A 22,760-nucleotide genomic window follows, 5' to 3' on the forward strand; every position below is an offset into this window, starting at 1 on the left:
GCCGGCTCGCGACGATAGGTGCTCATGGGTTCGAGGCTGATTGCCGGGTTCCTCGCGGCGATCGCCGCCGGGGGCGTGGTCGCAGGCGCGTTGCTGGAGTCGGGGCTGCCCGCTCCGCTGTCCCAGTGGGCGTTCATCGTCGTGGCCCTGCTCTGCCCCGCGCTGGGCTGGCTGCTGGCCGTCAGACGCCCACGGATCCCCTACGGCTGGCTCCTGCTCGCCACGGCGGTGTGCCTGGGCCTCGGCGCCCTCGGCGCCGGCCTCTGGGTCAGGGCCGGGGCCGCCGCCGGGTTCGCGGGCGTGATCGGCGCCGCGATGTACGCCGTCTACTACGGGCTCAACTCGATCTTCGTCCCCTTGCTGTTCCCCGAGGGGCGGCTCCCGTCAGGACGCTGGCGGCCTGTCGCGTGGATCGGGGCCGCCGCGACCGTCACGCACGCGACCGGCATCACCCTGCTCGGCCCCCTGCCGCTGGGGGAGCCGCCGCCGCGCATGGCGGTCGCCGGCGCGATGGCCGGCCTCGGCCAGCTGACCGCGTGGCTCGTGGCCGTGATCGTGCTCGTGGGTGTGGTCGTGCGATGGCGGCGCAGCCGTCCTTCCGAACGCGGGCAGTACGCGTGGATGGTGGCCGGCGCGACGGCCAACCTGGCGGGCTTCGTCGCGCTGGTCGTCTTCCTCTTCGGCGGGCACACGAGCTGGGGCGTGGCCGGGCTGACCGGCTCCCTCGGCGCGCTGCCCGCCGCCGTCGCCGTCACCGTCCTGCGCCACCAGCTCCTCGACATCAGGATCGGCATCCGGGGCTCCAGGCTGCTCATGGTCTTCGACGTGCGGCCCACGGTCGGCGAGGTGCTCTCCCGCTTCGGCTCCGTCCTGGACGACAGCCCCGAGCCCGTCGAACTGCTCGGCAGGCTCGCCGCCGCCGTGCGCGCGGCGCTGAACACCACCTGGGCGGCGGTACGGCTGGCCGACGGCACCCGAGTCGTCGCGGGGTCCGAGGACGGGCCCGCCGCGCTCGTCGTCCCCGTCAGGGGCGGGCTCGGCCGGCTGGAGTGCGGCCCGAGAGCGTACGGCGAGCTCACCGCCGAGGACCGCCGCTTCCTCGAGGCGCTCGCCGTGCCCGCAGGGCTGGCCATCCAGAGCGAGGGCCTGGCCGCGCGCCTGGTCAACGCGCAGGAGGCGGAGCGCAGGCGCATCGAGCGCAACATCCACGACGGCGTCCAGCAGCAGCTCGTCGCCCTGATCGCGGGGCTCGAACTGGCCAGGGCCACGGGCGGCGGGCCGCGGATGCTCGCCGAACTGCGCGAGCAGGCCCGCCAGACCCTCGCCGACCTGCGCGAGCTGGCCGCCGGCATCCACCCGTCCTCGCTCGGCCAGGGCGGCCTCGTCAACGCGGTGGAGGAGCGCTGCGCGCGGCTGCCCGTCCCCACCAAGGTGAGCGCCGGCGAGGGACTGCGCGCCGCCCGCTTCACCGACGAGGTGGAGGGCGCCATGTACTTCACCGTCAGCGAAGCGGTGGCCAACGCGCTCAAGCACGCCGCCGCCACGCGGCTGGAGGTACGGCTGGCCCGCGAAGGCAACAGGCTGGTCGCCACCGTGGCCGACGACGGCAGGGGCTTCGATCCGGCGACGACGGCCAGGAGAGGCCTGGCCCCGCTGTCGGACCGGCTCCACGCTCTCGGCGGCAGGCTCGAGGTCGTCAGCGAGAAGGGGAAGGGGACACGGATGATGGCGTGGGTGCCGGTCGATGGCTGAGCCGCTGCGGACGGTCGTGGCGGACGATCACTACCTGGTGCGCGAGGGCACCAGACGGCTGCTGGAGATGTCCGGCGAGATCGTGGTGGTGGGCGCCGTCGGCAACGCCGACGAGCTGCTCGACGCGGTGCGCAGGCTCACCCCCGACGTGGTCGTGACCGACATCAGGATGCCGGGAGGGCAGTGGAGGGCGGGCTTCGAGGGCATCGACGCCGCGCATCGCGTCCACGCCGAGCACCCGGGGGTGGGTGTGGTCGTGCTGTCGCAGTACTCCGACGCGCTGTTCGCCTTCGAGCTGTTCAAGCACGGCACCGAAGGGTTCGCCTATCTGCTGAAGGACAGGGTGGGCGACCTGGAGGAGCTGCTCGGCGCGATCAGGGCAGTCGCCTCGGGCGGCTCGGTGATCGACCCCAAGGTGGTGGAGGGGCTGCTGGCCAGGAGGGACGTGCGGGAGGAGCAGGAGGAGCTGACGCCGCGCGAGCGCGATGTGCTGCGCGAGATGGCAAGGGGGCGGTCGAACGGCGGCATCGCGCGGGCCCTGCATCTGTCGATCTCGTCGGTGGAGAAGAACGTCAACGCCATCTTCACCAAGCTGGGCCTGGAGAACAGCGCCGACGTCCACCGCCGCGTCGCCGCCGTTCTCGCCTACCTCGGACCCTGACCGCCCGTCTACTTCTTCAGAGCCGGTTGGTTGAAGGTCGCGGGGATGTCCAGGGAGCTCCACCGCGACACCGGCCACATGATCACGAAGGCCCTGCCCAGCACGTTGTCCACCGCGATCGTGCCGCCGCCCGGGTCGCCGATGTGGCCGCGCGAGTCGTAGGAGACCGACCTGTGGTCGCCCATGACCCACAGCCTGCCCTCCGGCACCGTGACCTTGAACTCCCTGTCGGAGGGCACGTCACCCGGGTACAGATAGCTCTTCTCGTCGAGCGGTACCCCGTTGACGGTGACGCGGCCCTTGGAGTCGCAGCACTCCACCTTGTCGCCCGCGACGCCGATGACGCGCTTGATGTAGTCCTTCTCACCCGGCACGAGGCCGAACAGCTCGCCGACCCAGCGCAGCGCGCCCGTCACCGGGTTGCTCGGCGCCTCGGTCACCACCTCGGGGTCCCACGAGTCCTCGCCGTTGAAGACGATGACGTCACCGCGCTCGATCTCGCGCGTGTGGTACACCAGCTTGTTCACCAGCACCCTGTCGTTGATCAGCAGGGTGTTCTCCATCGACTCCGAGGGGATGTAGAACGGCTGCACGATGAAGGTCTTGATGAGCAGGGCGAGACCGAGCGCCACGACGACGAGGATCGGCAGCTCCTTCCATGAGGAGCCTTTCTTCTTGCTCTTGCCGTCATCGGCACGTCGCTGCGCGTCCTTGGCCGTCACGTCCACCTCGTCCCCCCCGGAAGGCGCCTTCCGCGCCGTGGTCACTGATTCCATCATCGCTGATGGGACAGCTCAGCTTCCTGATCTCACGCCCAACAGTCAATTCGTATCCTCTCGTGTTCCGTGTCAAGTGGGCATACAGGGCACTGAATCAGGAGCCAATGCTCAGCGACTGTGGGAGATGACACGGGAAAGGCCCGTGGGCGCCGGTTCGCCCCCACGGGCCTGTTCCATGAGCTCGGTGCCGGGTCACGGCATACCCATGGCCGCGGCGGGCGAGGGAGGTTGTCCCGCCGGCGAGTCTTCGGTTGTCAGCGCAGCGCCGCCGCCTCGGCGGCGAGCTTCTCCACGCGTGCCCAGTCGCCCGAGGCCAGCGCGTCGGCAGGCGTGAGCCAGGTGCCGCCGACGCAGCCGACGTTCGGCAGCGCCAGGTAGTCGCGGGCGGTCTCCGGCCTGATCCCGCCCGTCGGGCAGAACCTGACGTCGGGCAGCGGGCCGGCCAGCGACTTGAGGTACGGCAGGCCGCCCGCGGCCTCGGCGGGGAAGAACTTGAGCTCGTCCAGCCCGCGCTCGGCCAGGGCCATGACCTCGGAAGCGGTCGCCGCACCAGGCAGGAAGGGTACCCCGGCGGCCACGAAGGCGTCCAACAGCGCGGGGGTCGTGCCCGGCGAGACCAGGAACCTCGCCCCCGACTCCACCGAGGCCGCGATGTCGGCGGAGGTCCTGATCGTGCCCGCCCCGACCACCGCGCCGGGGACCTCGGCCGCGATGCGCGCGATCGCCTCGAGCCCGCACGCCGTGCGCAGGGTGACCTCGATGACCGGCAGCCCGCCCGCCACCAGGGCGCGGGCCATCGGCACGGCGGTCTCCACGTCGTCGACGACGACGACGGGGATCACGGGGGCCAGGTCGAGCAGACTCATGGGACGAGCTCCTTCAGCGATTGCTGCGCCAGCCACGCGGCGGCGCCGGTGAGCGCCGGTTGCGGCGCGACGATCAGGGTGGTGGCGATGGCCGACAGATAGTCGACGAGCTGGGGCGTGGCCTCGAACCGGCGGCGGAAGTCGCTGGCGCGGACCCTGTCCACGATACGCGGCAGCACGCCACCGCCGAGGTAGACCCCGCCCCTCGCGCCGAGGGTGAGGGCCACGTTGCCGGCGAAGCTGCCGAGCATGCCGCAGAACACCTCGACCGTCTCCGCGCACAGCGAGTCGTCGAGCCTGGCCACGATGTCGGAGGCGCCGAGCGTGGGGGCCCGCACGCCGTTCACCACGGCCAGCGCGTCGTGCAGGCGCGTCAGCCCGGGGCCCGACAGCAGGTGCTCGGCCACCACGTGCGGCATGCCGCCCGCGCGCAGGACTCTGACGATCTCCAGCTCGCGGTCGTCGAGGATCGGCACCGTCACGTGGCCGCCCTCGCCGGGGACCGGCACCCAGCCGCGCTCGGCCGGCACCAGCCCCGCGACGCCCAGGCCCGTACCGGGGCCGAGGACGGCCTTGACGCCGTCCACCGGCGCCGGGCCGCCCAGCGAGGCGAGGTCGTCGCCCTCCAGGTGCGGCAGCGACAGCGCGAGCGCCTCGAAGTCGTTCAGCAGCGTGGCGTACGGCACGCCGAGGTCGCGCACCGACCCCGTCCACGGCAGGTTGGTCAGGCGGTAGGAGTCGCCGTCGATCGGGCCCGCGACCGCCAGGCACGCGGCTCCCGGCCGCACTCCGCCCGCGTGGTCGGCGAGGTACGCGGCTACGGCTTCGGGAAGCGTGTCGTGGTCGGCGCCGGCCAGCACGGCGATCTCGGTGGGCGCGCCACCGGGCTCGATGACGAGGCCGAACCTGGCGTTGGTCCCGCCGATGTCGGCCACCAGCCACGGCAGGTCGAACATCCTCACCTCGCGCCCCCTCGGAACGCCTCGGGGAGCGCGGCGCCGTGGGCCGGGGTCACCCGGCGACCTCGGTGTGGGCGAAACCGGCGGGGGCCGCGAAGCCCAGCCCTGGACCGTGGGTGGCGGACTCGGCCCCGTTGACGCCGAAGACGCTCGCCCCGTGCTCGGCGTGCCCCGCCATCCTGCGGAACGCCGAGAACAGCTCACGCCCCGTCCCGACCCACTCCGCGTCGCTCAGCGCCCGCCCGTCGGGCGTGCGCCCCGACAGGTCGGCCAGCACGTCCAGCGTCCCCGCCGCCGAGTCGAGCCTGATCGGGTCGCCGTCACGGACCAGCGCGATGGGGCCGCCGTCGGCCGCCTCGGGCGACAGGTGGATCGCCGCGGGCACCTTGCCCGACGCGCCGGACATCCGCCCGTCGGTCACGATCGCCACCCGCTGCCCGCGGTCGAGCAGCACCGCCATCGGCGGGGTCAGCTTGTGCAGCTCGGGCATGCCGTTGGCGCTCGGCCCCTGGTAGCGGATCACCGCGACGAAGTCCTGGCCGTCCAGCTCGCCCGCCTCGAAGGCCCGCAGGAGCTGCAGCTGGTCGTCGAAGACGCGCGCGGGGGCCTCGATCACCAGGTGCTCGGGCTTGACCGCCGAGACCTTGCTGACCGCGCAGCCCAGGTTGCCGTCGACCATGTGGATGCCGCCGTCGGCGGAGAACGGCTCCGCGACGGGCCGCAGCACGTCGAGGTCGGCGCTGCCGGAGGTGCGCTCCTCCCAGACCAGCGCGTCCTCCTTCAGCGTGGGAGCGGACCTGTAGTGGTCCAGGCCCCTGCCCGCGATCGTCAGGACGTCGCCGTGCAGCAGGCCGTTGTCCAGCAGGTCGCCGATCAGCGCCTGCATGCCTCCCGCGTCGCGGAAGTGGTTCACATCGGCCTGGCCGTTGGGGTACATCTTCGTCAGCGAGGGCACGACCTTGGACAGCGCGGCCAGGTCGTCCCAGGTCAGGACGATGCCCGCGGCGGCCGCGATGGCCACCAGGTGCAGCGTGTGGTTGGTGGAGCCGCCGGTGGCCAGCAGCGCGACGCAGGCGTTGACGATCGCCTTCTCGTCGACGACCTCGCCCACGGGCGTGTACTCCGTGCCGTGCGCGGTGATCTCGACGGCCCGCGCGCCGGCCGCCTCGGTGAGGGCGTGCCGTAGCGGGGTGTGCGGGTTGACGAAGGTCGAGCCAGGCAGGTGCAGGCCCATGACCTCGATCATCACCTGGTTGGAGTTGGCGGTGCCGTAGAAGGTGCACGTGCCGGGGGAGTGGTAGGACTTCGACTCGGCGTCGAGCAGTTCGTCCCTGCCGACCTTGCCCTCGGCGAACAGCTGGCGGGTGCGCGCCTTGACCTTGTTCGGCAGCCCGGAGGTCATCGGTCCCGCGGGCACGAACACCGCGGGCAGGTGCCCGAAGTGCAGCGCGCCGATCAGCAGGCCCGGCACGATCTTGTCGCAGACGCCCAGCATGAGCGAGGCGTCGAACATGTCGTGCGACAGCGCGATCGCCGTCGCCATCGCGATCACGTCGCGGCTGTAGAGGGACAGCTCCATGCCCGCGCGGCCCTGCGTGATGCCGTCGCACATGGCCGGCACGCCGCCCGCGACCTGCGCGACGCCGCCGGCCCTGCGCACGGCCGTCTTCAGCTCTCCGGGGTAGGTCTCGTACGGCTGGTGCGCGCTGAGCATGTCGTTGTAACTGGTCACGATCGCGACGCCGGGCTTGGCCGCGCCTCTCAGCGCCGGCTTGTCCTCGGCCGAGGCCGCGGCGAATCCGTGGGCCAGGTTCGCGCACCCGAGGTGCGCGCGGGCCGGGCCGCGCGAGCGGGCCAGCTCGCCCTCGCGTCTGACGCGTTCCAGATAGACGGCACGGCTGGCGAGGGAGCGCTCGGCCACCCGCTCGGTCACCTGCTGGATAGTCGGATTCACTGTTCTACGCCTCCTCGTCGTGCCAGGCCCGGCCGCTGCGGCCGAGCAGTTCGTGGGCGCCCGCGGGACCGGTCGTCCCAGCGGGGTAGGGCTCGGGGAGTTCGGCGGACGACTCCCACGCGGCGAGGATCGGGTCGATCCACCGCCACGCGGCCTCGACCTCGTCGCGCCGCATGAACAGGGTGGGGTTGCCGCCGAGCACGTCGGACAGCAGCCGCTCGTACGCCTCGGGCACGCGCGCGGCGAACGTCTCGCCGAAGCTGAGCGACAGCGGCACCGGCTTCAGCAGGGTCTCGCCCGCGCCCGGCTCCTTGGCCATGATGTGCAGCTCGATGCCCTCCTCGGGCTGCAGCCGCAGCACGAGGCGGTTGGGCGTGCCGCCGGGGAAGATGGAGTGCGGCACGTCCTTGAACTGGATGACGATCTCCGAGCGCCGGTACGGCATGCGCTTGCCGGTCCGCAGGTAGAACGGCACGCCCGCCCAGCGCCAGTTCTTGACCTCGGCGCGGATCGCGGTGAACGTCTCGACCCTGCGCGAGGCCTCGGTCGTCGGAGTGGAGCCGGGCTCGTCGAGGTAGGAGGGCATGTCGCCGGCGCCGGTGTACTGGCCGCGAACGGTGAAGCGGTCCACCTCGGTGCCGACGATGGGCCGCAGCGACTGCAGCACCTTCACCTTCTCGTCGCGGATGGCCTCGCGGTCGTTGCGCGCGGGCGGTTCCATGGCGACCAGCGTCAGCAGCTGCAGCAGGTGGTTCTGCACCATGTCGCGCAGTGCGCCGGCCTGGTCGTAGTAGCCGCGGCGCCCCGGCGTGCCGACGGTCTCGGCCGCGGTGATCTGCACGTGGTCGATCCAGAGGGAGTTCCAGATCGGCTCGAGGAAGGCGTTGGCGAACCGCAGGACGAGCAGGTTCTGCACCGTCTCCTTCCCGAGGTAGTGGTCGATGCGGAAGATCTGCCGCTCGTCGAAGATCTCGCCGACCTCGTCGTTGATGCGCTGGGCGCTGACCAGGTCGCGGCCGAGCGGCTTCTCCAGCACCACGCGGGAGCGGGGCGTGACCAGCCCCGCCTCCTGCAGCTCCCTGCAGAACGGGCCGAAGGTCATGGGCGGGCTGGCCAGATAGAAGACCCTGTCCCTGTCCTCGTGCCCCGCCAGCATCTTCACCAGGCTGGACCAGCCGCCGCCGTCCTCACCGCCCACGTCGACCGACACGTGGTACAGACGGCCGAGGAAGCGCTGCCAGGCGTCCGCGTCATCGGGCACGGCCGAGCGCACCTCGGCGTCGACCTTGCCGCGGAAGTCGGCGTCCGTCAGCCCGCCGCGCGACATCGCGATGACGCGCGTCTCGGGGGCGAGCCTGCCCTCGAGGTCGGAGTGGAACAAGGCGGGCAGCAGCTTGCGCATCGACAGGTCGCCGGTGCCGCCGAAGACGACCAGATCGGCGGTGTGACAGGTGGGGGACAACACGGCTGGACTCCGATGATCTACCAAGGAAGGACAGAACGGACATTAGCCAGAGTTCGGGGAGTACACAAGCGGGCTTTTGCTATTTGAGATGACAAAGTCTCGACTTTTCATTACCTAACTGTCTGTGATTCACTTGGCCGATGCCCAGACGTACCGCAGCCACGCTCGCCACCAGCGGGGAGGTCCTCGACCTCATCCGCACGGGTGAAGCCGTCACGCGAGCGGACCTGGGGCGGGTGACGGGCCTGTCGCGACCCGCGGTGTCACTGCGGGTCGGCGAGCTGCTCGAGCGCGGCCTGGTCGTCGAGCGGGCCGACGCGCCCTCCACGGGCGGGCGGCCTCCTGTCCGGCTGGAGTTCAACGCGGCGGGCGGCGTGGTGCTGGTGGCCGCGCTCGGCGCGAGCCGTACCAGGGTGGCCGTGTGCGACCTGGCGGGCCGCGAGCTGGCCGGCCGCGAGTTCGTCATCGACGTGGAGCAGGGTCCTGACGTGGTGCTGCCGCTGCTCATGGACACCTGGGACGAGCTGCTCGAAGGCTGCGGCGGCGGCCCGGTCAAGGGCGTGGGCATGGGTGTGCCCGCGACCGTCGAGTTCGCCGCAGGGCGGACGGAGTCGGCCAGGGTTATGGCGAGCTGGACCGGCGTGGTGATCCCCCCGCTGATCCGCGAGCGCTACCCCGTGCCCGTCTTCGTCGACAACGACGTGAACGTCCTGGCCATCGGGGAGCACCGCGGCGTCTACGCCGAGGAGACCGGCGACCTGATGTTCGTGAAGATCTCCACCAGGATCGGCGCCGGCGTCATCGCGGGCGGCGAGATCCTGCGCGGCGCGCTCGGCGCGGCGGGGGAGATCGGCCACATCCCCGTGCGCGACGGAGGTGGCGTGCTGTGCAGGTGCGGCAACGTCGACTGCGTCGACTCGGTGGCCAGCGGCACCGCCCTGCTCCGCGACCTGAGCGCGGCCGGGCGCGATGTGAAGACCATCGCGGACGTGACCGCGCTGGTGCGCGCGGGCGACGCGGGGACGATGGCGATCGTGCGTGAGGCGGGCCGCAGGATCGGCGAGGTGATAGCGGGCGCGGTCAACATCCTCAACCCCGCCGTGGTCGTGCTCGGCGGCGACGTGGCCGAGGCGTTCGGACCGCTGGTGTCGAGCATCCGCGAGGTCGTCTACCGCCGCTCCACCGCGCTCGCCACCCGCCGGCTGCGGATCGAGACCAGCAGGCTGGGCGCGGCGGCGGGCATCAGCGGATGCGCGGTGATGGTGCTCGACCACGTCCTGTCCCCTGACGCCGTGGACGAGACGCTGACGAACCGCCTGCCGCGCTGACGCGGGCAGGATCCGCCGGGCGCCGCTGCGCCCTCAGAAGCCACCGCCCCCCTCAGAAGCCGCCCCCTCGGAAGCCGTCGACCTCGGAAGCCGTCGATCTCAGAAGCCGTCATCCTGCTGACGGCCGGAGTCGCCGACCTCCTTGAGATCGGTGTCGCTACGGATCAGCTTCTTCGGCCGCTTGGGCTTCTTCGTCCGCCGCGGCGGCTGGGGGGCCGCCGTGGTCGCCTCGATCAGTCCCGGCACGGGCGGCCTCGCGGCGGCCGACATGTCGGGGCTCTCGGTCGGCGTGGCAGGGGGGACCATGCCGGGGCTGCGCATCGCCTTGGTCCTGGCGGGTGAGGACGCGGGCGAGGACGTGGGAGCGGAGGGGTGGGTGTTCTGCGTCGCGAGCGGCAGGGGCGCCTCACGCGCGCCGGAGGGCCGCTCGGTCGATCGGGGGGTGCTGCTCACCGAGTGCGTGGCGGCGGGGCGCTCGGCGGGCGAGGGCGGCTCGGCCTCGCCCTGAGCCCTCCACGGCCCAGGTGAGGGCAGGGATCCGCCTATGAGGATCGCCGAGAACGCCAGCATCATCGTGCCGGCGAGAGCCGCGATGGTCATCATGGCGCGCTCGCGCCGCCCGGTATCGCTCACGACATGCATGGTAGGCGAGCCGCCGAGCGCGTGGATCAAGCATGCCCGCCCTCGTGGAGAGTTGGCGGCGGTCGCGGGCGGCCTGGGCGGGGCGGCAGGGGGCGGCGGCTCAGCAGGTGCAGAGGATGGCCCTGAGCGCGGTTTCCAGGCACAGTCCGGTGCCCGCGGGCACCGGCCACGGGAAGCGCACCAGCGCGGGATCGTCGTCTCCGAGCCTGACCGTCGCGCCGTACCTGTCGAGCTCCCACAGCCACGCCGACTCGGCCGGCAGCCCGAGCAGCCGCCCGACGCCCGCCGCCAGCTGCGGCCGGTGCGAGCCGTTGACGTGGGCCAGCACCTGCTCGGCCACCTCGGCCAGGGGGTCGGGCGACGCGTCCAGGTACTCGTCGGCGTCCAGCGTGCCGGACTCCTCGCCCGTCAGGTAGACCACCTGGCCGACGTCGAGGCGCAGCAACCGGGGCGCCTCCGGCGAGCCGTACCGCTCCAGGGCCTCGAACAGGCCCTCGTCGGCGCTGTGCGCGGAGATCGCCACCGCGGCCTCCCGCGCCTCGTCCTCGGGCACGGCCTCGGCCCACCCCTGGACCTCGATCAGCCCACGAGGGTGCTCCACCTCGCCGAGCCGCCGCGTCGCGGCCAGGCTCACCGACACGACCGCGTCGCCGCGTAGCCCGTGCAGTACCTCGCCGGGTCTGACGAGGAGGACGGGGCGCCCGCGAGAGTCGGCGGCGCCGCTCACGGGGCATCGGACGCCGTCGACGACCAGCTGCGCGGCCCGCGACGTCGCGGCCAGGGTGCGGATCCGTTCGGGCAGCGGAGGGGCGGCCAGAGGCATGGCGTCTCCTTGAGATCTACGACGAATATAGGTTAGGCTTCCCTAAGTAAGGATTACCTAATCACATCGAGGTGAACGTGCGCTACACCGGCCCGAAGGTGCGACTGTCCCGACGCGCGGGCGTTCCGCTGACCAAGAAAGCCGTCCGCTATTTCGAGCAGCGCCCCTACCCGCCGGGCGAGCACGGCCGCAAGACCAACCGCCGCAGCACCGGCGACTACGGCCTGCGGCTGATGGAGAAGCAGAAGCTGCGCTGGTACTACGACGTCTCCGAGCGCCAGCTGCGCCGCTACTGGGACCTGGCCGTGCGCAAGTCGGGCGCCTCGGGCGCCGAGCTGGTCGTGCTGCTGGAGAGCCGCCTGGCCTCGCTCGTGCTCCGCGCGGGCCTCGCGCCCTCGATCTACGCCGCCAGGCAGTACGTCGCCCACGGCCACATCACCGTCGACGGCCGCAAGGTGGACATCCCCAGCTACCTGGTCAAGCCGGGACAGGTCGTTTCCGTGCGCGAGCGCTCGCGCAGGATGCAGCCGTTCGTGGCCGCGGCCGAGGGCGTCCACGCCGACGAGCGGATCGCCGCCTACCTGAGCGTCGACCACGCCGACCTGACCTTCACGCTGGCCGCCAGGCCCGAGCGCGAGCAGATCGCGGTGCCCGTCGACGAGCAGCTCGTGGTGGAGTTCTACTCTCGTTAGCCGTGAATCACACGGACGAACGCCACGCCAGCTGGCTCGAGCTCTTCTTCGACCTGGTGGTCGTGGTGGCGGTCGCGCAGTTAGCGCACCGCCTGCACCACCCGACGTGGGCCGTTCTGGCCCTCTTCGCGGTTCTGTACTACGCGGTGTGGAGCGTGTGGACCTCGCTCACGCTCTACTCCAACGTCGAGGCGGACAGGACCCGCACCCGCAGCATGCTGATCGGGATGTTCTGCATCGCGGTCATGGCCGCGGCCGCACCGCACGTCGCCGACAACCTCCCAGGAGAGCCGGGCACGCACGACACCGCCTTCGTGCTCGCCTACGTCATCTGCAGGATCAGCGCCTCCAGGTCGCTGCAGGCGACGGGGGCGGTCATCACCGCCTGGCCCGCCGCCCAGCTCGGCATCGGCCTCGGCCCGTGGATCGGGTCGCTGTTCGTCGACGATCCGCTGTGGCGCTATCTCCTATGGGGCATCGGCATGGCGCTCGACGTCGTCTTCACCGTGATCCAGGCGCGCAATCCCGAACGGCTCGTCGACGAGATGCGGCAGCACCATGCGCGCCTCCAGGCCCGCGAACTGCGCCGCGGCGGTGCCCTCCGGCGGATCGAGGCGCCCGCGGCGGCCGTCCTGCACACCGCGCACCTGGGGGAGCGGCTGGGCCTGTTCGTGATCATCGTGCTCGGCGAGGCGGTGATGCAGGTGGTCATGGCCGCCTCGGGTCAGGAGGAGTGGGGGCAGAGTCTCGTGCTGGCCGCCCTCGCCGGGTTCGGGCTGATCGTGTGCCTGTGGTGGCTCACCCTCCACTACGGCCTGAGCGCCGTACCGGAGGCCGGCGAGCAGGGGCTCAAGCCGTACCTGCTGCTGCCGGCCCACTTCGTCATGACCGCCTCGATCACCACGGTCGCCGCCGGCCTCGGCCTGGTGGCCGAGCACACCGAGGGTCACGTGCCCGACGGGATCCGCTGGCTGCTGTGCGGCGGCCTCGCGGCCTACTTCGCGGTCTCGACCCTGCTCGGCGTCTTCGCCAAGGCGGGGCGGCGGTGGATCCTGCTGTGGGCGCTGCCCACGGTCGTGGCGCCGCTGCTCGCGGGGCTGCTGGCCGGGCCGCTGCCGGGCTGGGGTCTTGTCGCCCTCATGCTGGCCATCGCACTGTGGCGGGTGATCTACAAGCCTCCCGCGCCGGCCGCCGGCCCGGTCCTGCCGGCCTAGCCGGGCGAGCCGACGCCCATCTCCTCGCGCAGCAGCCTGACCTCCGCCCGCAGCGCCGCCAGCTCGGACATGATCGCCTGGGTGGCGTTGGCCGAGGTCTCCTCCACGACCTCGCTCAGCGCCTCCTCTTCGGCGTGCTTCTCGTCGTCCATGGCGCTCACCACGACCGCCATGAAGAGGTTCAGCACCACGAAACTGCAGATCAGGATGAAGACGACGAAGAAGATCCAGGCCGAGGGGTGCGAGGCCATGACCTCGCGGGCGATGTCAGGCCACGCCTCGCCCGTCATGGTCTGGAACAGCGTGAACAGCGAGACGGGCAGCGAGCCGAAGTACTCCGGCGCGGTCGTGCCGTAGAGCTTGGTGGCCATGACGCCGCCGACGTACAGCACGAGCGTGAGCAGCACCACGATCGAGCTCATCCCCGGCATCGCCGCCAGCAGCGCGTTGACCACCCGCCGCAGGCTCGGCACGACGGACACCAGGCGCAGTACCCGCAGGACGCGCAGCGCGCGCAGCACCGACAGGCCGCCCGTGGCGGGCAGGACGGCGACGGCGACGATGACGGTGTCGAAGATGTTCCACGGGTCGCGGACGAAGCGCCCGCGGTGGACGTAGACCTTGGCGAGCAGTTCGGCGACGAAGACGTACAGCGCCGCGTGGTCGACCGCGCCCAGCACGGGCCCGGCGCTCTCCATGGCCCAGGGGACGGTCTCCAGGCCCAGGGTGACCGCGTTGATCAGGATGACGGCGATGACGAATCGCTGGAAGCGGGGGCTCTCGATGATCAGACGAGCGCGCTCGCGCACAGAGGAACTCCTTGTGAGGGTGGTACGTGAGCAGACCCCCATGAGGGATGGGGGTGGACGTCCCGTGGACGGTCAGTCAACGGGCGTCAGCCTGAAGACGCGCAGGTGCCTGCCGGACTTGACGGTGTAGCGGTCGTAGACCGGCCACTGGGCGACCAGCCCCGGCCAGACGCGCTCCCGCTCCTCGCCCTCCAGCAGCCTGGCCACGACGGCGACCCGCGCGCCCCTGAAGCTGACGACGGCCTCGGGCGTCCTGAGCAGGTTGCCGCTCCAGGCGGGGTGATGGTCCCTGCCGAAGTTGCTGCCCACGATCAGGAAGGCGCCGCCGGGCTCGGGCAGGCAGGCCAGCGGCGTCTGCCTCGCCTGCCCCGTCTTGGCGCCGGTCGTGGTGAGCACGAGCGTGGGGATCATCTTGTCGCTGATCGGGCGGCCTCGGGTGACCTTGTGGACCAGGCGGTCCATCGCGGGGACGATCTTCGGGCCGACCTTCATGAAGGCGTCGGTGCCGGCCAGCCACTGGAAGAACGGCTTGAGCCGCTCAATGATCGTCACATTCGCACACAGTAGTCCGAGATTCCGCGTTCCAGAAGATCGAAGGCGCGCTCCGCCTGTGATCTGAGGAGGGGGATGATCTCCGCCCAGCTCTCGCCCGCGAGCTTGCGCGCGATCGCGTGGCGCGACAGCAGGCGCGTGGCGTCCATGATCTGCGCGGCGACCAGATGGGGCGTCAGGTCGTCGGGGTCGGCGTCCGACTCCTCGGCCAGCGTCCTCGCCAGGCGCTGGGTCTGCTCGTGCTCGAGTTCCCTGAAGCGCGCCATGAGCGAGGGGCTCTCACCCACGATGCGGCCGAAGACGTCGGAGCCCTCGTTGAGGCCGTAACGCCAGTCGCGCTGCTCGATGGCCTCCAAGAAGTCGCGGCGGAAGGCGGCCACGGCGCTCTCGCCGCTCCGCCGCTCGCGTACGACCCTGCTCTGCAGTTCCTCGACCTCCTCGCGCCGGTCGAGGAACAGGTCCTCCTTGGTGCCGAAGTAGTTGAAGACCGTGTTGACGGACACGTCGGCGGCCCTGGCCACCTCGGCCACCGTGACCTGCTCGAACCCGCGCATCATGAACAGCCCCATCGCCATGTCGGCGATGCGCTGCCTGGTCTCTCGCTTCTTGCGCTCCCGCAGCCCCTCTTCCATGTGGACATGCTACAAGGTTGCAGTGACTCTAAAAATGTGGCTACTCTAAAAATGTGATCGATGTATCCGGTCTGACCAAGACCTTCAAGAACGGCGTGAACGTCGTCGACGGCGTCGACTTCTCCGTCGCGCCGGGCGAGATCGTCGGCTTCCTCGGCCCCAACGGGGCAGGCAAGACCACGACCATGCGCATGCTGACGACCCTCCTGCCCCCTACTTCGGGCAGGGCCACCATCGCTGGACACGACCTGCTGACGGACCCCCGCGGCGTGCGGCGCAGCATCGGCTACGTCTCGCAGGGCGGCGGCATCAACCCCGTCAACCCCCTCGGTGACGAGCTCGAACTCCAGGCCATGCTGTACGGCATGAGCCGCGCCGAGGCCCGCGAGCGCATCGCGCAGACGCTGGAGACCCTCCAGCTGACCGGCATGGAGAGCATGCCGGGCGGGGCGCTGTCCGGCGGTCAGCGGCGCCGCTTCGACATCGCCTTCAGCCTGCTGCACCGCCCGTCCGTGCTCTTCCTCGACGAGCCGAGCACCGGCCTCGACCCGCAGAGCAGGGCGGGACTGTGGGATCACATCCGCTCGCTCGGCCTCACCGTCTTCATCTCCACGCACTACCTGGAGGAGGCGGAGGCGCTCTGCGACCGGCTGCTCATCATCGACAGCGGCAGGATCGCCGCCCACGGCAGCCCCGCGGAGCTGAAAGGCGACCGCACGCTGATCGAGGCGTTCATGGAGATCGCGTCATGAGGGACACCTGGCTGATCTTCCGGCACGACGCCCGCATCATGCTCCGCCACAAGCTGGGCATCCTCATCTCGGCCGCCCAGCCGCTGTTCTTCCTGGTGCTGTTCGGGCCGATCTTCGCGACCTTCGGCACGTGGGAGACGCTGGTCCCCGGCCTGATCATCCAGCTCGGGCTGCTCAGCGCGGGCCTGGCGGGGTTCGGGGTGGTCTTCGACTGGCGCTCGGGCGTGCTCGAACGGCTCAGGGTGACCCCGGCGAGCCGCCTGTCCCTGCTGCTCGGCCGGGTGCTCACCAACGCCTTCACACTGGTGATCCAGACCGTGCTGCTCGTCGCCGTCGCCTACGCCCTCGGCCTGCGGTCCCCCCTCCCCGGCGTGATCGCCGCACTGCTCCTGGTGATCGTGCTCGGCGTGAGCCTGGCGGCGCTGTCCTACGCGGCGGCGATGCGGTTGAACGAGCACCTGTTCGCGCCGGTCATGATGACGGCGGTGTGGCCGCTGATGCTGCTGTCCGGCACGTTCCTGCCGATGTCGATGGCGCCGGCCTGGCTGAACACGCTCTCGTACGCCAGCCCGTTCCGCTATGTGCTCGAGGCCATGCGCGAGCTGTTCGCCGGGCGGTACACGACCGGCACGGTCGGGCTCGGCGTGCTGGTCGTGGCGGTCTTCGCGGCGATCAGCCTGACGGTCGGCAACAGGGTCTTCAGTCGCGCGAACGCCTAGGCGGGCCGTAGGGCTCGATCCTGGGGTCGGAGAAGGGCGGACCGGCCGTGCGGCCCGCCTCCTCCGTGACGCGCAGCCCGTACAGATCCTGGTCGGGGTCGATGAGGACCAGGCCGTAGCCGGTGTCGACATCCTCCTCCGACAGGTGAAGCCGCTCGATCGCGTCGGCGAGCGTCGCGTCCCGCGGCAGCCGTACCGTGATCAGGACATGGCGGCGCTCGCCGCCCTCGGACCCGGACTGCTCCATGGGGTCAGGCTACGCGCTTGGCCCTTCGCTGCAGCGCGGCGAGGATGCCGACGGCGTCGACGACGCCGTAGCCGTAGTCGAAGTCGTAGCCGACCTCGCTGCGGTCCTCGGCGGTGCGGCGCAGCAGCGAGCGCAGCTGGCTCGGCGAAAGGCGGGAGGCGGGCCAGTGGGTGCGGATCGCCGCCACCAGGCCCGCGGCCACCGGGCAGGCCGCCGAGGTGCCCGAGTCGGGCTCGCCGTCGCCGAACGCCTTCGACCCCGAGAAGTGGGTGAAGGCGCACACGTCGGGCTTGCGGGCGGTCAGCCGTCCCGGGCCCTGCGAGGAGTAGCCGACCCGCTCGCCGCTGATGTCGACGCCGCCGATCGACAGCGCCCTCGGGTGGGAGTTGGCGCCGACGATCGGCCGGTCGGGATAGGCGCACCTGCCGTCCTTGCAGTCGCGGCCGCAGTTGCCCGCCGCGAACAGCACGTCGGCGCCCGCCCTCTCGAGCGAGGCGACGATCAGGTTGAACGGGTGGGCGGCGTTGTCGGAGTAGTTGCCCGGATGCCCGGGAGGAAAGTCCCACCGCGGGGAGAACGAGCCCCACGAGTTGCTGATCACCAGCGCCCTGGTGTCGGCGGGCTGGGCCTCGAGCACGGTCCTCAGGTGCGCGAAGGCGGCCACCGCGTCCGACAGCAGCCCGTCGAGCGCCGACCCTCCAGGGCGGCTGGACAGCAGCACGGGAATGTCGATCAGCGACGCCTGCGGCGCGCCGATCAACGTGTCGAACGCGCACATCGTCCCGTGGTCGACCTCGAACTCGCCGGGCCGGCCTGAGACGCTGGAGGGGTTCCAGCTGCGCTCGGCGTCGAGGTTGACGCCCCTGCCCAGATGCCTGGCCACGTGCGCGGCGTTGATGCCCGTGTCGAGGACGGCGAGCGCCACACCTGAGCCGTCGAGCCCCTCCGAGTGCAGGGCGGCGACGCTCAGCAGCCGCTCGACGTCGCGCCAGTCACCGACGGGCGCGTCGCCGCCACACGTGAGGCTCGACTCGATGACAGGGTCGGCGTAGACCCCGACGACGTCGGAGCGCATCGTGGGCAGCAACGCGATCCTCGTGGCCAGCTCGTCATCGGCGATCTCGCCCCGCACGAGCACCGAGGCGTCCTCGGCGGCCAGCGAGAAGTCGAGCGGCTGGTCGAGCGAGAGCGGGTCGGCGCCGGGGGCGGGAACAGGACGGGGAACCGCCACGGGAACGAAAGAAGGGTCGAGCACCACACCAGGGAGGCCGTCGGCGACGTCGGCGGTGGTGGCGATCCGCTCGGGGTCGGCGACCGCCGCCACGAGATCGGGGGATGGACGGAGCTGGATGAGCACGCGCATGGAGGATCACCGAATTCTGCTGGAGGGAATGAACCACCCCCACATTCCTTCAACATCACCTCCCGCGTCCAGCGAGTCTCCATGGTTGTGACCTGCAATAACGCGGCAAATCGCCCGTATCGGGACGCCGCGTGGGGGCTTCCCTGTTTACGGTCGGTTCACTAGCGTGTGACGGCATGACCGCACAGGTGCAGGCCACCTCCCCCGGCTCCATGCGTGATCACTGGATGGCCGTGCGGCCACGGCTGATCCTGGCGAGCGGGTTCATGCTCTTCCTCGAGCTCGCGCTGATCCGCTGGACCGGCTCGAACATCGTGCACCTGAGCTACTTCACCAACTTCGTCCTGCTCGGCTCCTTCCTCGGGATCGGCCTCGGGTTCCTGCGCGTGGGCAGGAGCAGGCGGCAGCCGTACTACTCGCCCGTCGTGCTGGCCGCGCTCGTGGTGGTCGTGCTGACGTTCCCCGTGACCGTCGACCGGCAGGCCGACGGCGTCCTGTACTGGACCAGCCTGGAGACCACGGGGCCGCCCGCGTGGGCCATCCTGCCGGTCATCTTCGCCGCCGCCGCGATCGTGCTCATGGGCCCCGCCGAGCTGGTCGGGCGCTGCTTTCCCGAACTGCCGAGGCTGGAGGCCTACCGCTACGACCTCATCGGCTCGCTCAGCGGGATCGCCCTGTTCACGGCGCTGTCGTTCCTGAGCGCCCCGCCCGTCTACTGGGGCGTCCTGGTGGCCGTCGCCTATGCGCTGCTGCTGGTGCCCAGGCCGCCCGTGCCGTACCTGCTGCTGGTCGTGACGCCCTCGCTCGTCGTGGTCGGGCTGCTGCTGGCCGAGACCCTCACCGCGGGCGCCCTCTGGTCGCCCTACTACAAGGTCACCTACCGGCAGCTCGAGAGGGCCGGCGAGCAGGTCATGAACATCCAGGTCAACGGCATCCCGCACCAGGAGGCCGTGCCCGCGGCCGCCAGGCTGCAGTGGGAGGCGCAGTACGGCCTGCCGTACGAGAGGGCGGTCAACCCGCCCAAGGAGGTGCTGATCGTCGGCGCGGGCAGTGGCACCGACGTGGCCATCGCCCTGTCGAAGGGCGCGCAGAAGGTCGACGCCGTCGAGATCGACCCCAAGCTGCGCGAGCTGGGCGGCACCTACCACCCCGACCACCCCTACAGCGACCCGCGCGTGAGCACCACCATCACCGACGGCCGCGCCTACCTCGAGCAGACCGGCAAGAAGTACGACCTCATCCTGTTCGCCCTGCCCGACTCCCTCACGCTGGTGTCGGGGGCCTCGTCGCTGCGCCTGGAGAGCTACCTGTTCACCGAGGAGGCCATGCGGGCCGCCCGCGCGCACCTCAAACCAGGCGGGGCCTTCTCGATGTACAACTACTACCGGGAGAGCTGGCTGGTCGACCGGCTGGCCGCCACCATGCAGAACGCCTTCGGCCACAAACCGTGCGTCGACGTGGTCAGCCAGGCGGGCCAGCAGGCCGTCATCACCGCGGGCCGCACGCCCGAGGCCCAGCGCTGCGGCCGCGAGTGGGCGGGCGCGGCGGCGGGCACGCCCGCGCCGACCGGCGACGACCGGCCCTTCCTCTACCTGAAGGACTCCGCGGTCCCGTCGCTGTACATCGTCACGCTGACCCTCATCCTCATCGTCTCGCTGCTGGCGGTGCGGGTCGTCGCGGGGCCGTTCGCCAGGATGCGGCCCTACGCCGACCTGTTCCTGCTCGGCGTGGGCTTCCTGCTGCTGGAGACCAAGAGCGTCACCGGTTTCGCGCTGCTGTTCGGCACCACGTGGGTGGTCAACGCGATCGTCTTCGCGGGGGTCCTGGTGGCCGTGCTGGCCGCGGTCGAGGTCACTCGCCGCTTCCGCGTCCCGCCCCTGCCCGTGATGTACGGTGTGCTGTTCGCGGGACTCGCGCTGGCCTGGCTGGTGCCGAACTCGTGGCTGCTCGGCCTGCCGGTGCCCCTGCGCGCGGTCGCGGCGGTGTCGGTGGCGTTCCTGCCGATCTTCGCGGCGAACGTCGTCTTCGCCAAGCGCTTCGCAGACACCGCCGACGCCACCACCTCCTTCGGCGCGAACCTGCTCGGCGCGATGGTCGGCGGCTGCCTCGAGTATCTCGCCCTGGTCATCGGCTATAAGGGACTGCTGCTCGTGGCGGCCGTCCTCTACCTGGGCGCCTTCGCGCTCCTGCCGCGCCGGGCGGCGGCGGCCTGAGGAGACGACCACGGCGACCGCCCGCCCCGGCCTCGGTGGAGGTCACCGCGGGGGCGGCCGGCTCGTCCCACCTGGCGGGCGGGACGGCCGCCTGGCGTGCGGTCAGCCGGGGTGGGTCTCGTCGTCCTTCTTGCCGATGGCGGCGTGACCGTGCCCCTGGCCGTCGTCCAGCGGGACCTTCTCCCCGCCGTAGGCGTTCGACATCCGCCCGCGCAGCTTGCCGAGCGGACCGCGCAGGCCCTTCGGCGGGATGCCCTCCCCGTCGGCGCCCGCGGTCAGTTGCGGAACCGCCGTCTTTCCCCGCATGTGCGCCTCGATGTCGTCCGCCGGCGGCGTGTGCATCTCGACGTACTCGCCGTGCGGCAGCCGCTTGATCACACCCGCCTCGACGCCGTGCCCGATCACCGCGGCGTCCGAGATCTGCAACCCCAGGCAGATGCGGTAGGTGACGATGTAGGCGATCACCGGGCCCAGCAGGACCAGCACCCGGCCGATGTAGGTGGTCCAGGTCAGGCTGATGTGGAAGTTGGCCGAGATCTCGTCGTTGGCTCCGAGCAGCCACAGCACGCCGTAGAACGTGATGGCCGCCATGCCGATCGCGGTACGGTGCGGGTTGTTGCGGGGACGGTCGGTGATGTGGTGCTCGCGCCTGTCGCCGGTCACCCACTGTTCCATGAACGGATACAGGGCGAGCCCCGTCATGATGATGCCCATCGGCACCAGCGCCGGGATGATCACGCTCAACGGCAGCGTGCCGAACTGGCTGGTCCCGAACAGGTTGATCTCCCACGCGGGCATCAACCGCAGCGCGCCCTCCAGGAAGCCCATGTAGAAGTCGGGCTGCGAGCCGGCCGAGATGTCGGCCGGAGTGTAGGGGCCGAACGCCCAGATCGGGTTGATCTGCGCGAACGTCGCCAATCCGGTGATCACCGCGAAGGTGAACAGGAAGTACGCCCCGGCCTTGAGCATGAAGGCCGGGTAGAACGGCGCGCCGACCACGTTGTGGTTGTTACGGCCCTTGCCGGGCATCTGGGTGTGCTTCTGCACCCACATGAGCACCATGTGCGCCGTGATCAGCGCCACCAGGATGCCGGGGATCAGCAGGATGTGCAGCGAGTAGAACCGGGCGATGACATCCACACCCGGATACTCGCCGCCGAACAGGAAGAAGGTGATGTAGGTGCCGACCAGCGGCAGCGAGATCATCACGCCCTCGGTGATGCGCAGGCCCGCGCCGGACAGAAGGTCGTCCGGCAGCGAGTAGCCGGTCAGGCCCTCGAACAGCGCCAGCGTCAGCAACATCACGCCGATCAGCCAGTTCAGCTCGCGCGGCTTGCGGTAGGCGCCGGTGAAGAACACGCGGAGCATGTGCACCATCATCCCGGCCACGAACAGCAACGCCCCCCAGTGGTGGATCTGCCGCATCAGCAGGCCGCCGCGGACCTCGAAGCTGATGTTCAGCGTCGAGGCGTAGGCCTCCGACATCATGACGCCCCTGAGCGGCTCGTACGCGCCGTTGTACTCGACCTCGCTCATGCTCGGCTGGAAGAAGAACGTCAGGAACGTCCCACTCAGCAGCAGGATGATGAACGAGTAGAGCGCGATCTCACCCAGCAGGAACGACCAGTGGTCGGGGAAGACCTTGCGCAGGTTCCTCTTCAGGAAGCCGCCGACGCCCGTCCGGTCGTCGATGAACGTGGCAGGTCCCGCGATGGCCTTGGGTACCGTCGTCAGGTCATCCATCGCCCTGAGCCTTCCTGCGCCGCGACACCGCACGGTGGTATCGCCAGGCCACCCAGAACCCCACGCCGACGCCGATGCCCGCGGCCAGCGCGTTGATGGTCCAGTAGACGACCTCGGAGCCGTACCCGTAGCCGTTGCCCAGCACGAGGATGGCGATGATGATCGCGGCCAGGACGCAGGCCCCGATGCCGGAGGCCACGCCGACGGCGATCGTGCGGATCAGCCGGGAGGCCCGCGACCGCTGCGGTGGCGGCGGCCCCGAGGGCACGGCCAGACGGCTGACGATGGCCTCCGGCGCCTCGCCCACGCGGCCGAGGCAACGCTGGGAGATCAGGCCGGATCGGTCCTCGCCGACGCAGATCCACTGGTCTCCCGACACGTAGAGAATCGAGCGCGCGGAGTCGGGCAGGCCCAGGCGGACAAACTCCTCCCCCTCGGGGAAGTGCCTGATCCGGTACGGCACGGCGGGCAGCTGGGCGTCCAGCGCGTCGAGGAGTTCGGTCAGCTGGTGCATCCGGGTCATCGCCCCCTCACCCTCTCCCTCCTATCTTCGCGCGGCAACCGTCTGTGGATGCACTGCCAGCCGTCAAAGATG

The 22,760-nt window shown here is 70.9% G+C and carries 22 protein-coding genes; 8 read left to right on the forward strand and 14 right to left on the reverse strand.

Annotation, left to right across the window (positions count from 1 at the left end):
• Positions 1 to 24 precede the first annotated feature (24 nt).
• Positions 25 to 1,752, forward strand: a complete 1,728-nt coding sequence (locus ACFSKW_RS23550; protein WP_379574497.1) for a sensor histidine kinase — start codon at positions 25 to 27, stop codon at positions 1,750 to 1,752.
• Positions 1,745 to 2,413: a response regulator transcription factor gene (locus ACFSKW_RS23555; protein ID WP_379574498.1), complete on the forward strand. Its 669-nt coding sequence runs from the start codon at positions 1,745 to 1,747 to the stop codon at positions 2,411 to 2,413. Before ACFSKW_RS23550 ends, ACFSKW_RS23555 begins: the two co-directional genes overlap by 8 nt.
• Before the next feature lie 8 nt (positions 2,414 to 2,421).
• Here the strand turns inward: ACFSKW_RS23555 and lepB are convergent, their stop codons facing one another.
• From lepB to zwf, 5 genes are all read right to left on the reverse strand, one after another.
• Positions 2,422 to 3,180, reverse strand: a complete 759-nt coding sequence (gene lepB, locus ACFSKW_RS23560; protein WP_379574499.1) for a signal peptidase I — start codon at positions 3,178 to 3,180, stop codon at positions 2,422 to 2,424.
• A 266-nt stretch (positions 3,181 to 3,446) separates the two neighbouring features.
• Positions 3,447 to 4,058 (reverse strand): bifunctional 4-hydroxy-2-oxoglutarate aldolase/2-dehydro-3-deoxy-phosphogluconate aldolase, encoded by a 612-nt coding sequence (eda, locus tag ACFSKW_RS23565; protein ID WP_379574500.1) that lies wholly within the window; start codon positions 4,056 to 4,058, stop codon positions 3,447 to 3,449.
• Positions 4,055 to 5,014: a glucokinase gene (locus ACFSKW_RS23570; RefSeq protein WP_379574581.1), complete on the reverse strand. Its 960-nt coding sequence runs from the start codon at positions 5,012 to 5,014 to the stop codon at positions 4,055 to 4,057. Before ACFSKW_RS23570 ends, eda begins: the two co-directional genes overlap by 4 nt.
• Positions 5,015 to 5,069: 55 nt before the next feature.
• Positions 5,070 to 6,971, reverse strand: a complete 1,902-nt coding sequence (gene edd, locus ACFSKW_RS23575; protein WP_379574501.1) for a phosphogluconate dehydratase — start codon at positions 6,969 to 6,971, stop codon at positions 5,070 to 5,072.
• Between the two features lie 4 nt (positions 6,972 to 6,975).
• Complete coding sequence (zwf, locus tag ACFSKW_RS23580) at positions 6,976 to 8,436, reverse strand: glucose-6-phosphate dehydrogenase (protein WP_379574502.1); 1,461 nt, start codon at positions 8,434 to 8,436, stop codon at positions 6,976 to 6,978.
• 140 nt (positions 8,437 to 8,576) lie between these two features.
• Between zwf and ACFSKW_RS23585 the strand changes: the two genes are divergently transcribed.
• Positions 8,577 to 9,764, forward strand: a complete 1,188-nt coding sequence (locus ACFSKW_RS23585; protein WP_379574503.1) for an ROK family transcriptional regulator — start codon at positions 8,577 to 8,579, stop codon at positions 9,762 to 9,764.
• Positions 9,765 to 9,863: 99 nt separating this feature from the next.
• On the opposite strand, the gene ACFSKW_RS23590 is transcribed toward ACFSKW_RS23585, so the two are convergent.
• Entirely contained in the window at positions 9,864 to 10,397 is a 534-nt protein-coding gene (locus ACFSKW_RS23590) for a hypothetical protein (protein WP_379574504.1), read from the reverse strand.
• Positions 10,398 to 10,506: 109 nt separating this feature from the next.
• Complete coding sequence (locus tag ACFSKW_RS23595) at positions 10,507 to 11,229, reverse strand: DUF2470 domain-containing protein (protein WP_379574505.1); 723 nt, start codon at positions 11,227 to 11,229, stop codon at positions 10,507 to 10,509.
• A gap of 77 nt (positions 11,230 to 11,306) precedes the next feature.
• Between ACFSKW_RS23595 and rpsD the strand changes: the two genes are divergently transcribed.
• The gene (gene rpsD, locus ACFSKW_RS23600; RefSeq protein WP_379574582.1) at positions 11,307 to 11,921 is read left to right on the forward strand and encodes a 30S ribosomal protein S4; all 615 of its coding nucleotides are present in this window, start codon (positions 11,307 to 11,309) and stop codon (positions 11,919 to 11,921) included.
• Positions 11,922 to 11,923: 2 nt separating this feature from the next.
• Positions 11,924 to 13,135 (forward strand): low temperature requirement protein A, encoded by a 1,212-nt coding sequence (locus ACFSKW_RS23605; RefSeq protein WP_379574506.1) that lies wholly within the window; start codon positions 11,924 to 11,926, stop codon positions 13,133 to 13,135.
• Here ACFSKW_RS23605 and ACFSKW_RS23610 read toward each other — a convergent pair.
• From ACFSKW_RS23610 to ACFSKW_RS23620, 3 genes are all read right to left on the reverse strand, one after another.
• Entirely contained in the window at positions 13,132 to 13,944 is an 813-nt protein-coding gene (locus tag ACFSKW_RS23610; RefSeq protein WP_379574507.1) for an ion transporter, read from the reverse strand. The genes ACFSKW_RS23605 and ACFSKW_RS23610 overlap by 4 nt on opposite strands.
• A gap of 72 nt (positions 13,945 to 14,016) precedes the next feature.
• The gene (locus ACFSKW_RS23615) at positions 14,017 to 14,496 is read right to left on the reverse strand and encodes a nitroreductase family deazaflavin-dependent oxidoreductase (protein ID WP_379574508.1); all 480 of its coding nucleotides are present in this window, start codon (positions 14,494 to 14,496) and stop codon (positions 14,017 to 14,019) included.
• Positions 14,493 to 15,128 carry a TetR/AcrR family transcriptional regulator gene (locus tag ACFSKW_RS23620; protein WP_379574509.1) on the reverse strand — a complete coding sequence of 212 codons (636 nt, stop codon included), beginning with the start codon at positions 15,126 to 15,128 and terminating at the stop codon, positions 14,493 to 14,495. Before ACFSKW_RS23620 ends, ACFSKW_RS23615 begins: the two co-directional genes overlap by 4 nt.
• Before the next feature lie 53 nt (positions 15,129 to 15,181).
• Between ACFSKW_RS23620 and ACFSKW_RS23625 the strand changes: the two genes are divergently transcribed.
• Entirely contained in the window at positions 15,182 to 15,880 is a 699-nt protein-coding gene (locus ACFSKW_RS23625) for an ABC transporter ATP-binding protein (RefSeq protein WP_379574511.1), read from the forward strand.
• Positions 15,877 to 16,599 (forward strand): ABC transporter permease, encoded by a 723-nt coding sequence (locus tag ACFSKW_RS23630; RefSeq protein WP_379574512.1) that lies wholly within the window; start codon positions 15,877 to 15,879, stop codon positions 16,597 to 16,599. The genes ACFSKW_RS23625 and ACFSKW_RS23630 overlap by 4 nt, the downstream gene beginning before the upstream one ends.
• Here ACFSKW_RS23630 and ACFSKW_RS23635 read toward each other — a convergent pair.
• Together ACFSKW_RS23635 and ACFSKW_RS23640 are read right to left on the reverse strand one after the other, a co-directional pair.
• The gene (locus tag ACFSKW_RS23635) at positions 16,580 to 16,846 is read right to left on the reverse strand and encodes a hypothetical protein (RefSeq protein ID WP_379574513.1); all 267 of its coding nucleotides are present in this window, start codon (positions 16,844 to 16,846) and stop codon (positions 16,580 to 16,582) included. The genes ACFSKW_RS23630 and ACFSKW_RS23635 overlap by 20 nt on opposite strands.
• A 4-nt stretch (positions 16,847 to 16,850) precedes the next feature.
• Positions 16,851 to 18,209 (reverse strand): S8 family peptidase, encoded by a 1,359-nt coding sequence (locus ACFSKW_RS23640; RefSeq protein WP_379574514.1) that lies wholly within the window; start codon positions 18,207 to 18,209, stop codon positions 16,851 to 16,853.
• Positions 18,210 to 18,385: 176 nt separating this feature from the next.
• On the opposite strand from ACFSKW_RS23640, the gene ACFSKW_RS23645 reads away from it, so the two are divergent.
• Entirely contained in the window at positions 18,386 to 20,422 is a 2,037-nt protein-coding gene (locus ACFSKW_RS23645) for a spermidine synthase (protein WP_379574515.1), read from the forward strand.
• 102 nt (positions 20,423 to 20,524) lie between these two features.
• On the opposite strand, the gene qcrB is transcribed toward ACFSKW_RS23645, so the two are convergent.
• Complete coding sequence (gene qcrB, locus ACFSKW_RS23650) at positions 20,525 to 22,165, reverse strand: cytochrome bc1 complex cytochrome b subunit (RefSeq protein ID WP_379574516.1); 1,641 nt, start codon at positions 22,163 to 22,165, stop codon at positions 20,525 to 20,527.
• On the reverse strand, positions 22,158 to 22,688 hold the full coding sequence (locus ACFSKW_RS23655) for a hypothetical protein (protein ID WP_379574517.1): 531 nt from the start codon (positions 22,686 to 22,688) through the stop codon (positions 22,158 to 22,160). The genes qcrB and ACFSKW_RS23655 overlap by 8 nt, the downstream gene beginning before the upstream one ends.
• Between the last annotated feature and the right edge of the window lie 72 nt (positions 22,689 to 22,760).

The sequence above is a fragment of the Nonomuraea mangrovi genome (assembly GCF_042681425.1).
Taxonomy (GTDB): Bacteria; Actinomycetota; Actinomycetes; order Streptosporangiales; family Streptosporangiaceae; genus Nonomuraea; species Nonomuraea mangrovi.

Excerpts from the sequence above, each read along its gene's own strand:
- ACFSKW_RS23620 (WP_379574509.1), bottom strand. The coding sequence starts at position 15,128 with ATGGAAGAGGGGCTGCGGGAGCGCAAGAAGCGAGAGACCAGGCAGCGC.
- ACFSKW_RS23585 (WP_379574503.1), top strand. The coding sequence starts at position 8,577 with ATGCCCAGACGTACCGCAGCCACGCTCGCCACCAGCGGGGAGGTCCTC.
- ACFSKW_RS23595 (WP_379574505.1), bottom strand. The coding sequence starts at position 11,229 with ATGCCTCTGGCCGCCCCTCCGCTGCCCGAACGGATCCGCACCCTGGCC.
- eda (WP_379574500.1), bottom strand. The coding sequence starts at position 4,058 with ATGAGTCTGCTCGACCTGGCCCCCGTGATCCCCGTCGTCGTCGTCGAC.
- ACFSKW_RS23550 (WP_379574497.1), top strand. The coding sequence starts at position 25 with ATGGGTTCGAGGCTGATTGCCGGGTTCCTCGCGGCGATCGCCGCCGGG.
- ACFSKW_RS23555 (WP_379574498.1), top strand. The coding sequence starts at position 1,745 with ATGGCTGAGCCGCTGCGGACGGTCGTGGCGGACGATCACTACCTGGTG.
- ACFSKW_RS23570 (WP_379574581.1), bottom strand. The coding sequence starts at position 5,014 with ATGTTCGACCTGCCGTGGCTGGTGGCCGACATCGGCGGGACCAACGCC.
- ACFSKW_RS23635 (WP_379574513.1), bottom strand. The coding sequence starts at position 16,846 with ATGGAGCAGTCCGGGTCCGAGGGCGGCGAGCGCCGCCATGTCCTGATC.
- ACFSKW_RS23630 (WP_379574512.1), top strand. The coding sequence starts at position 15,877 with ATGAGGGACACCTGGCTGATCTTCCGGCACGACGCCCGCATCATGCTC.
- ACFSKW_RS23640 (WP_379574514.1), bottom strand. The coding sequence starts at position 18,209 with ATGCGCGTGCTCATCCAGCTCCGTCCATCCCCCGATCTCGTGGCGGCG.
- qcrB (WP_379574516.1), bottom strand. The coding sequence starts at position 22,165 with ATGGATGACCTGACGACGGTACCCAAGGCCATCGCGGGACCTGCCACG.
- ACFSKW_RS23655 (WP_379574517.1), bottom strand. The coding sequence starts at position 22,688 with ATGACCCGGATGCACCAGCTGACCGAACTCCTCGACGCGCTGGACGCC.
- ACFSKW_RS23645 (WP_379574515.1), top strand. The coding sequence starts at position 18,386 with ATGACCGCACAGGTGCAGGCCACCTCCCCCGGCTCCATGCGTGATCAC.